Origin of the sequence: Pseudomonas sp. BF-RE-21, assembly GCF_019947305.1 — a bacterium.
Taxonomy (GTDB): Bacteria; Pseudomonadota; Gammaproteobacteria; order Pseudomonadales; family Pseudomonadaceae; genus Aquipseudomonas; species Aquipseudomonas migulae.
This window is the reverse complement of sequence record NZ_JAGYGF010000097.1, coordinates 1-8,650: the sequence shown is the minus strand read 5'-3', so window position 1 is coordinate 8,650 and position 8,650 is coordinate 1. Positions and strand designations below refer to the sequence as shown.

General features: G+C 61.8%; 8 protein-coding genes. 5 read left to right on the top strand and 3 right to left on the bottom strand.

Features of this window, described 5'->3' with window-relative positions; genetic code table 11:
- Nucleotides 1-579: 579 nt before the first annotated feature.
- From KGB25_RS30065 to ycaC, 4 genes are all read left to right on the top strand, one after another.
- Nucleotides 580-996 (top strand): DoxX family protein, encoded by a 417-nt coding sequence (locus tag KGB25_RS30065; protein ID WP_008043253.1) that lies wholly within the window; start codon nucleotides 580-582, stop codon nucleotides 994-996.
- Nucleotides 989-1,579: an antibiotic biosynthesis monooxygenase gene (locus KGB25_RS30060; RefSeq protein ID WP_223437954.1), complete on the top strand. Its 591-nt coding sequence runs from the start codon at nucleotides 989-991 to the stop codon at nucleotides 1,577-1,579. The genes KGB25_RS30065 and KGB25_RS30060 overlap by 8 nt, the downstream gene beginning before the upstream one ends.
- A complete protein-coding gene (locus KGB25_RS30055) occupies nucleotides 1,576-3,414 on the top strand; it encodes an amidohydrolase (protein ID WP_008043255.1) in 1,839 nt (612 codons plus the stop codon). Before KGB25_RS30060 ends, KGB25_RS30055 begins: the two co-directional genes overlap by 4 nt.
- 68 nt (nucleotides 3,415-3,482) lie before the next feature.
- Complete coding sequence (gene ycaC / locus KGB25_RS30050; protein WP_008032694.1) at nucleotides 3,483-4,109, top strand: isochorismate family cysteine hydrolase YcaC; 627 nt, start codon at nucleotides 3,483-3,485, stop codon at nucleotides 4,107-4,109.
- A gap of 128 nt (nucleotides 4,110-4,237) precedes the next feature.
- On the opposite strand, the gene KGB25_RS30045 is transcribed toward ycaC, so the two are convergent.
- Together KGB25_RS30045 and KGB25_RS30040 are read right to left on the bottom strand one after the other, a co-directional pair.
- Nucleotides 4,238-5,674: a mechanosensitive ion channel family protein gene (locus KGB25_RS30045; RefSeq protein WP_223437953.1), complete on the bottom strand. Its 1,437-nt coding sequence runs from the start codon at nucleotides 5,672-5,674 to the stop codon at nucleotides 4,238-4,240.
- A 243-nt stretch (nucleotides 5,675-5,917) separates the two neighbouring features.
- A complete protein-coding gene (locus tag KGB25_RS30040; protein ID WP_008032696.1) occupies nucleotides 5,918-6,937 on the bottom strand; it encodes an alpha/beta hydrolase in 1,020 nt (339 codons plus the stop codon).
- Between the two features lie 160 nt (nucleotides 6,938-7,097).
- Here KGB25_RS30040 and KGB25_RS30035 point away from each other — a divergent pair, with 160 nt between their 5' ends.
- Complete coding sequence (locus KGB25_RS30035; RefSeq protein ID WP_223437951.1) at nucleotides 7,098-7,994, top strand: LysR family transcriptional regulator; 897 nt, start codon at nucleotides 7,098-7,100, stop codon at nucleotides 7,992-7,994.
- Nucleotides 7,995-8,134: 140 nt separating this feature from the next.
- Here KGB25_RS30035 and KGB25_RS30030 read toward each other — a convergent pair.
- Nucleotides 8,135-8,650, bottom strand: a 516-nt coding sequence (locus tag KGB25_RS30030; RefSeq protein ID WP_223437950.1) for a hypothetical protein, incomplete at its 5' end; no start/stop codon positions are given.

Below are 8,650 nucleotides of genomic sequence, written 5' to 3'. Positions count from 1 at the left end.
CCGGTCAGTCACGCATTCATTGCCTGACCACCGCCATCGCCGGCAAGCCGGCTCCTACAGGGGACCGCGTTAGCTTTTGATTTTCACCACTCATCAGGCCGAGCGTTAGCTCGCCTTCAGCTTTTGATCTGAGCGCCCCCTCGAGAGGCCGAGCGCAGGTTCTGCGTAGTGGGCAGCCCGGCATGGATGCCGGGTTAGCCGCCCCCGGCCATGGATGGCCGATGGCGGCGGGCCCACGGAGCAGGACCGGAGCGAGGGCATGGCGAGCATTAGCGAGGCACCGAACGAAAGGGGCAAGAGCCCTTGGTTACTTGGGGCTTTTCCAAGTGACTCGCCGTAAGGGCGAAACCAATAGAAGCCGTTACCGCAGCAATGGATATGTACACCATCAAAGAAACACGCCGGCCATTAGGACGCCATCGCCGGCAAGCCAGCTCCTACAGGGAGGCGATGGCTGGCGATCCTGATCGGCTCACAAAAAGAGCACGTACATTCAATTTTCCCCGCCCCCACACCGGCACTATCGAATGAGGTCCCGGCGCTTTGACGCCGATGGTTTTTCATTTGTGCAGGTAGTCCATGAACGCTTCGCAATGGGATGAACGGGCCCAGGATATCGGGCTGTTTTTTTTGCGGGTCAGCGGTGGTTTGTTTCTGCTGTGGGTGCACGGTTTGCCCAAGCTGCTTAACTACAACGCTCAACTGCAAGTCATCGAAGACCCTTTCCACCTGGGCGCGAATGTCACGCTGATGCTGGCGATTTTCGCCGAGGTGCTGTGCCCGCTGCTGATCATTGCCGGGGTGTTGGTGCGCCTGGCGTGCCTGCCGGTTTTGTCTGTGTTGTGGATCGCGCTGCTGGTTGTGCACCCGCAATGGAGCCTCGAGGAAGGGCAGTTCGGCTGGCTGCTGTTGATTCTGTTCACCAGCCTTTTTATCGCCGGGCCGGGACGGCTGGCGCTCAATGTCCGATTCGCCGGAGCTTTGCGTTATGCCTGAATCCAATCGTTTCGAGGAAGTCGTGACCCTGGTCATCAAGCACCGGGTCAAAGCCGGTTTTGAAGTGCCCTACGAAGCCTGGTTGCGCAACATCGTCAGCATCGCCGGGCAGCAGGAAGGGCACTTGGGGGTGGATGTGATGCGCGGCAAGAGCTCCGGCCTCGACATGTACACCTGCGTGCTGCGCTTTTGCTCCACCGACGCGATGCAGCACTGGCTCGATTCACCACAACGGCTGGAACTGGTCAACGAAGCCACGCCGATGCTCGCCGATGGCGACCAGACCGAGGTCAACCCGGTCAAAGAATTCTGGTTCGCGCCACAGGCTGAAACCGGTTCGCCGCCGCCGCGCTGGAAGCAGGCCGTGGTGACGTTGCTGGTGATTCTGCCGCACACCTTGCTGGTGCCGCTGATCTGGGGCCCGCTGTTGCGGCTTAACACGTTCCTGTCCAATTACGTGGTCGCCACGTTCCTGATCACGCTGACCATCGTCGTTTCGGTGGTGTACCTGTTCATGCCGATGGCGACGCGTTTGTTCGCGCCTTGGCTGTCCCCCTCCACTCAGCCCAAGGAAACGCGATGAACGCCGACCTGATTTTGTTCAATGGCCAATTTCATACCGTTGACCGTGAAAACCCACGCGCCAGTGCCGTCGCCATCAGCGATGGCCGCTTCGTCGCGGTCGGCACTGACGCCGAAGCCATGGCCCTGCGCGGCTCCGGCACCCAGGTCATCGACCTCAAGGGCCGCTGCGTCATCCCCGGCCTTAACGACTCGCACTTGCACCTGATTCGTGGCGGTTTGAACTACAACCTCGAACTGCGCTGGGAGGGCGTGCCGTCGCTGGCCGACGCCCTGCGCATGCTCAAGGATCAGGCCGACCGCACGCCAACGCCACAATGGGTGCGCGTGGTCGGAGGCTGGAACGAATTCCAGTTCGCTGAAAAGCGCATGCCGACCCTCGAGGAACTCAACCAGGCGGCACCGGATACGCCGGTATTTGTCCTGCATCTATATGATCGGGCTCTGCTCAACCGCGCCGCGTTGCGCGTGGCTGGTTACACCCGCAATACGCCGAACCCGCCGGGTGGCGAGATCGTGCGCGATGCCAACGGTGAGCCGACTGGCATGCTGGTGGCGCGCCCGAACGCGATGATTTTGTACTCGACCCTGGCCAAGGGGCCGAAGTTGCCGCTGGAGTATCAGGTCAACTCGACCCGCCAGTTCATGCGCGAACTCAACCGTCTCGGCCTGACCAGCGCCATCGATGCCGGTGGCGGTTTCCAGAATTATCCGGACGATTACCAGGTGATCGAGCAGTTGGCCAAGGACCAGCAACTGACCATCCGCATCGCCTACAACCTGTTCACCCAGAAGCCGAAAGAAGAGCTAGCCGACTTCAAGAACTGGACCAGCAGCGTGACCCTGCATCAGGGCGATGATTTCCTGCGCCACAACGGCGCCGGGGAAATGCTGGTGTTCTCGGCGGCGGATTTCGAGGACTTCCTCGAACCGCGCCCGGACCTGCCGCAAACCATGGAAGACGAACTCGAACCGGTGGTCCGCCACTTGGTCGAGCAGCGCTGGCCGTTCCGTTTGCACGCTACGTACAACGAATCCATCAGCCGCATGCTCGACGTGTTCGAGAAGGTTAACCGCGACATTCCGTTCAATGGTTTGCCATGGTTTTTCGACCACGCCGAAACCATCACGCCGCAAAACATCGAGCGGGTGAGGGCGCTGGGCGGTGGTATCGCGATTCAGGATCGCATGGCGTTTCAGGGCGAGTATTTCGTCGAGCGTTACGGCGCCAAGGCTGCCGAAGCGACGCCGCCGATCAAGCGCATGCTGGCCGAAGGTGTACCGGTTGGCGCGGGCACCGATGCGACGCGGGTGTCCAGCTACAACCCATGGACTTCGCTGTACTGGATGGTCAGCGGCCGCACCGTCGGTGGCCTGGAGCTGCACGCCGAGGGGCTGTCCCGGCAGACCGCGCTGGAACTGTTCACCCACGGCAGCGCCTGGTTCTCTTCCGAGCAGGGCAAGAAAGGCATGATCAAAGTCGGCCAACTGGCTGACGTCGCAGCCCTGAGCGCGGACTTTTTCAGCGTCGACGAAGAAGCGATCAAGTGGATCGAGTCGGTGTTGACCGTGGTCGGCGGCAAGGTGGTGTATGCCGCCGGTGATTTCGAAAAACTCGGCCCGGCCAGTGTGCCGGTGCTGCCGGACTGGTCGCCGGTGGTCAAGGTGCCGGGTCACTGGCGCCCGACGTCGCCGATGCAGGCGCAGGTTCACCATTGCAGCGGGCCGTGCGGTGTGCACTCCCATAGCCATGAAAAGGCGCGGTTGTCGAACGCGCCGGTCAGCGATTTCGCCGGTTTCTGGGGCGCCTTCGGCTGCTCGTGCTTCGCGTTCTGACGATCAAAAAAAAGCGCCGACCCGCGTGTCGGCGCCTGACGTAATACCCATCCATCGAGGAGTTTCACATGAGCAACGTTCCGTACAAACGCCTGAACAAAGACGATGCCGTTGTCCTGTTGGTCGATCACCAGACCGGTCTGATTTCGCTGGTTCAGGATTTCTCGCCGAACGAATTCAAGAACAACGTGCTGGCCCTGGGCGACGTGGCCAAGTTCTTCAAACTGCCGACCATCCTCACCACCAGCTTCGAAAACGGCCCGAATGGCCCGATGGTGCCGGAATTGAAAGAGCAGTTCCCGGACGCGCCGTACATCCCGCGTCCAGGCCAGATCAACGCCTGGGACAACGAAGATTTCGTCAAGGCCGTCAAAGCCACCGGCCGCAAGCAACTGATCATCGCCGGTGTGGTGACTGACGTTTGCGTGACCTTCCCGACGCTGTCGGCGCTGGCCGAAGGGTTTGAAGTGTTTGTGGTGACCGACGCCTCGGGTACCTTCAACGAAACCGTGCAACAAGCCGCTTGGGCGCGCATGGCCGCCGCCGGTGCTCAACTGGTGAACTGGTTCTCCGTAGCGTGCGAGCTGCAGGGCGACTGGCGCAACGACATGGAAGGCCTGGCGAATCTGCTGTCGCCGCGTATTCCCAACTACCGCAACCTGATGAACAGCTACTCGGTGTTGACCTCGAAGTAAGTCCGCAGCCAAAAAAATGCCCGCGATCTGCGGGCATTTTTTTGTGCCTTTGTAGGAGCCGGCTTGCCGGCGATGGCGATCTCACGGGCGCTATCGCCGGCAAGCCGGCTCCTACAATGTGCGAGGTGTTACACCGATTGGCGTTTTTGCAGCCAACTCAGGAATCCACCTTTCTTGATCGGCACCGGTTTGGCCAGCAGCGCCAACCGACTGTTCTGCTGCCGCACCGCCTGCAACTTGTTCAACGCCCGACCCACCTCAACCCGCTGTTCCATGCAACTGCGGGTCAGGGATTTGTCGATCCGGTAGATGATGCACGAGGTCAACGCGGTGAACGTGGCCTGCGACGGTGTATCGGTGAGGATGCTCTGCTCACCCATCACCTCGCTCGGCCCCATGCGCCCGGCCTCGGTTTGCCCGGCGCCGTCCGGTACTGTCGCGCTGACCACGCCCGTGGCGATGACCATCAGGCTGTCCGGCACTTCACCCAGTTCCAGCACCACCTGACCTGCCGCGTACTGCTGCGCGACCATCGAATGGGCCATCCGGTCGCGTTCGTCTTCGCTCAGGGAACGGAAGACTTTCACCTCGTCCAGCAAGGACCGCGCGCGGGATGTCGGTTCGATCACGCCGTCGAGCTGTCGGGAAATACCCGCCGCTTCGAGGTGCCGATGGGCGAGGTCGAACAGTTGATTGCGCACTTCGCTTTTCTTGCCGAGTTCGGCGATAAACCCGCTGGCCACGTATTCGGACATGGTTTCGCCGGCCTCTTTCAGCACGGCTTTCGGCGCCGGGTTGAGCAGCAGACTGCTGCTGCCTTGCAGCGTGCGGTCCAGTGCCTCCAGCACCCGACGCGGACGGATGTGGTTGGGCACCTGGATGCTGATCGACACACCATGCATGTTGCCGGGCCGGCTCAGGTTGACGATCTTCGCTTTGGCCGCCACCGAGTTCGGCACCACCGCCGTACTGCCGGCGCTGGTCAGCAGGTGAGTGGCGCGCCAATCGATGTCGAGCACTTTGCCCTCGACGCCGTCGATCACGATCCAGTCATCCACCTGATACGGCTTGGTGGTGTTGAGCACGATCCCGGAAAACACATCGCTCAGGGTGCTTTGCAACGCCAGGCCGACGACGATTGCCACCACCCCGGACGTCGCCAGCAGTCCTTTCACCGGCAACTCCAGCACGTACCCGGCTGCGGCGACGATGGCGATCAGAAACACCAGCGCGCCGATGACGTCCTGCAGCAACCGCCCGCTGTGCCCGATGCGCCGCATCAGCAGCAGGCCGATGACTTCGGTGAGCACACGGGCGGCGTACAGCCACCAGAGAATCCCCAGCGCCGTCGCGCCCAGTTGCGCCACGCGGTCGTCTGCCAACAGCGGCGCCTGCAACGGGCTGACGCCGGCGCTGATGATGAGCGCGCTGAACATCACAAACAACGCGAGGCGCACACCGACCCGCGTGACGCGATGCTTGAACGGCGCTACGTGCCAGAGCACGGCGTCGATGACCAGCAACAGCGCACTCCAGGACAGCAGATGACCGTAGATGAGGGACATGGAAGAACTCCGGAAGACTGATTTTTTTGTAGGAGCCAGGCTTGCCGGCGAAGGCGTATTTGAGGGCGCCTTCGCGAGCAAGCTTCGCTCCTACAGTTGAACTGTGCGAACCCGATCCCCTGTAGGAGCCAGGCTTGCCGGCGAAGGCGTATTTGAGGGCGCCTTCGCCGGCAAATGGAGCGCCGCCCGGCCGCTCCTACAGAAAAGCCCCTCGCACGATGATCGTGGGAGGGGCGTGGGAACTCAGTTCAGATGAGTCTTGAGTTCCAGCGCGGCCTGACGCACCGCCGCTTTCACTTCCGGAATCTGGCTCAGCGGATTGAGCAAGCCGAAGTCGTGAATCATCCCGTTGTAACGCACCGCCGTGACCGGCACACCGGCCGCATCGAGGTGGCGGGCATAGGCTTCGCCTTCGTCACGCAACACGTCGAACTCGGCGGTCTGCACCAACGCTGCCGGCAAGCCTTTGAGCTGTTCGGCGCTGGCCTGCAACGGCGAGGCGTGGATCTGCGCACGCTCGGCCTGGTCGGTGGTGTAGTTGTCCCAGAACCAATTCATCATGCCTTTGGTGAGGAAGTGGCCTTCGGCAAATTGCTGGTACGAGCCGGTGTCGAACTGTGCGTTGGTCACTGGCCACATCAACAGCTGGAAGCGCAGCGCCGGGGCTTTCTGTTCCTTGGCCATCAATGCCACGACCGCCGCCATGTTGCCGCCGACGCTGTTGCCGGCCACCGCGAGACGCTTGCCGTCGACGCCGATGTCTTTGCCATGCTCGGCCACCCAGCGGGTCGCGGCGTAGGCCTGGTTGATCGCGGTCGGGTAGTGCGCTTCCGGCGACGGCGTGTAATCGACATACACCGCGACGGCGCCGGAGCCGACCACCAGGTCATGAATCAAGCGTTGGTGAGTCGGGTAATCGCCCAGCACCCAGCCGCCACCGTGGAAGAACATGAACACCGGCAACTCACCTTTGACCTTGGCCGGGCGCACGATTTTCAGGTTGATGGTTTGACCATCGACCTTGATTGCACGATCGCTGACGTCCACACCCGACAGATCAACCTTGACCGAGTTTTGCGCGCCGGTCAGCACCGCACGGGCGTCTTTCGGGCTCAACTGCTCAAGCGGTTTACCGCCACCGGCCGCGAGGGCTTCGAGGAAGGCTTGAGTGTTGTGTTCAACGCCTGGGCTGCCAGCGGCAAAGGCGTTGCCGACGGAGAGGGCGAGCAGGGAAGCGGTCAGGGTTTTTTTGACGAGGTTCATGAGCAAATCCTTTTTAATTAATTAGAGATTGGTTACCTAAGGGTCAGGTTGCTGCTGCGCTGGGACTCAGGCCTCAGCAACACCGTGGACACAGATTAATAGGGTGCTCGAAAGGGAAAAAGCGGCTATAAAGCGTTTAACTGTCAACCGGAAAGTGACAATGAACCCGTTCGAAGATATGCGTATTTTTTGCCAGGTCATGGACTCCGGCAGCTTCACCTCGGCCGCCTATCAATTGGGCCTGTCCAAGCAGTTCGTCAGCCGTCGCTTGATGCAACTCGAAGAACGCCTGGGCGTACGGTTGCTCAACCGCTCCACGCGGCGCCTGGACGTCACGCCGCTGGGCCAGAGTTATTACGAGTCGGCGTTGCGCTTGCTCAGCGAAGTCGAGCAGGTGGAGCAGGGCATCGCCGGCCAGACCACCGAACCGCGGGGCACCATTCGCGTGAGCGCACCGTTGTCGTTTGCGGTGGCGCATCTGGGGTGTTTGCTGCCGGTGTTCTTGCAGCGTTATCGCGATGTCACGGTGGAAGTGGATTTGAGCGACCGCCCGGTGGATCTGCTCAGCGAGGGTTACGACCTGGCGTTGCGCATTGGCATCCTTGAAGACTCGACGCTGATCGCCCGCCGCATCGCTTCGATCCAGCGGGTGTATTGCGCCAGCCCGGCTTACCTGGCGGAGCGCGGAACGCCGGGTAAACCCGAGGACCTGCACACGCACGACTGCCTGCCGTATGGCCACGGCCGCCAGGTGCAATGGCGTTTTGAAGGGCAGGGCAAGCCGCTGGCGGTCAACGTGACCGGGCGGATGCGGGTCAACAACGGTGAGTTGCTCAGGGATGCGGCCATTGCCGGGATGGGGATCACGTACCTGCCGACCTTCATTGTCGGGGCGGCGTTGAAGGATGGGCGGCTGGTGCCGGTGCTGGATGAGTTTCGCCCGCAGCCGCTGACGTTGTCGGCGGTGTACCCGCAGCATCGCCAGAGTTCGCGACCGGTGCAGGCGTTGATCGAGTTTCTGCGCGAGCGGCTGGATCAGGCTGAAGAAATTTTATAGAGCACAGCACATTTCCAATGTGGGAGCGAGCCTGCTCGCGAAAGCATTTTGTCATTCAACATTGATGTCGTCTGACACTCTGCCTTCGCGAGCAGGCTCGCTCCCACAGGGGGTTGTGGCGAACCTTTGTTCAGGGGTGATCAGGACCTTTTGTCATCACCCGGCTCGCCACCGACGTGCACGCCGTGGTCGTCACCCGGTTCACCGCCGACATGAACACCGTGGTCATCACCGACTTCGCCGGCGCGATGAACGCCGTGGTCGTCACCGATTTCACCGGCGCGATGAACGCCGCGGTTGTGGCCGACTTCACCGGCATGATGAACGCCGTGGTCGTCACCGATTTCACCGGCGTGATGAACGCCACGGTTGTGGCCGACTTCACCGGCGTGATGAACGCCACGGTTGTGGCCGACTTCACCGGCGTGATGAACGCCGTGATCGTCTCCCGGTTCGGCATGGGTGCCGCTGCGACCGGATGAGGCGGTGTTACCGGAATGTCCCGAGCCATGGTCGTTGCCACTGTGACCGCTGCCGCTATTGCCGCCGCCATTTCCACCGTGACCGCTGCCGCCATTGCCGCCACTGCCACTTCCGCCGTGGCCACCGCCGTTGCCGCCGCCACCGTTTCCACCACCGCCGCCACCGCCAGAGCC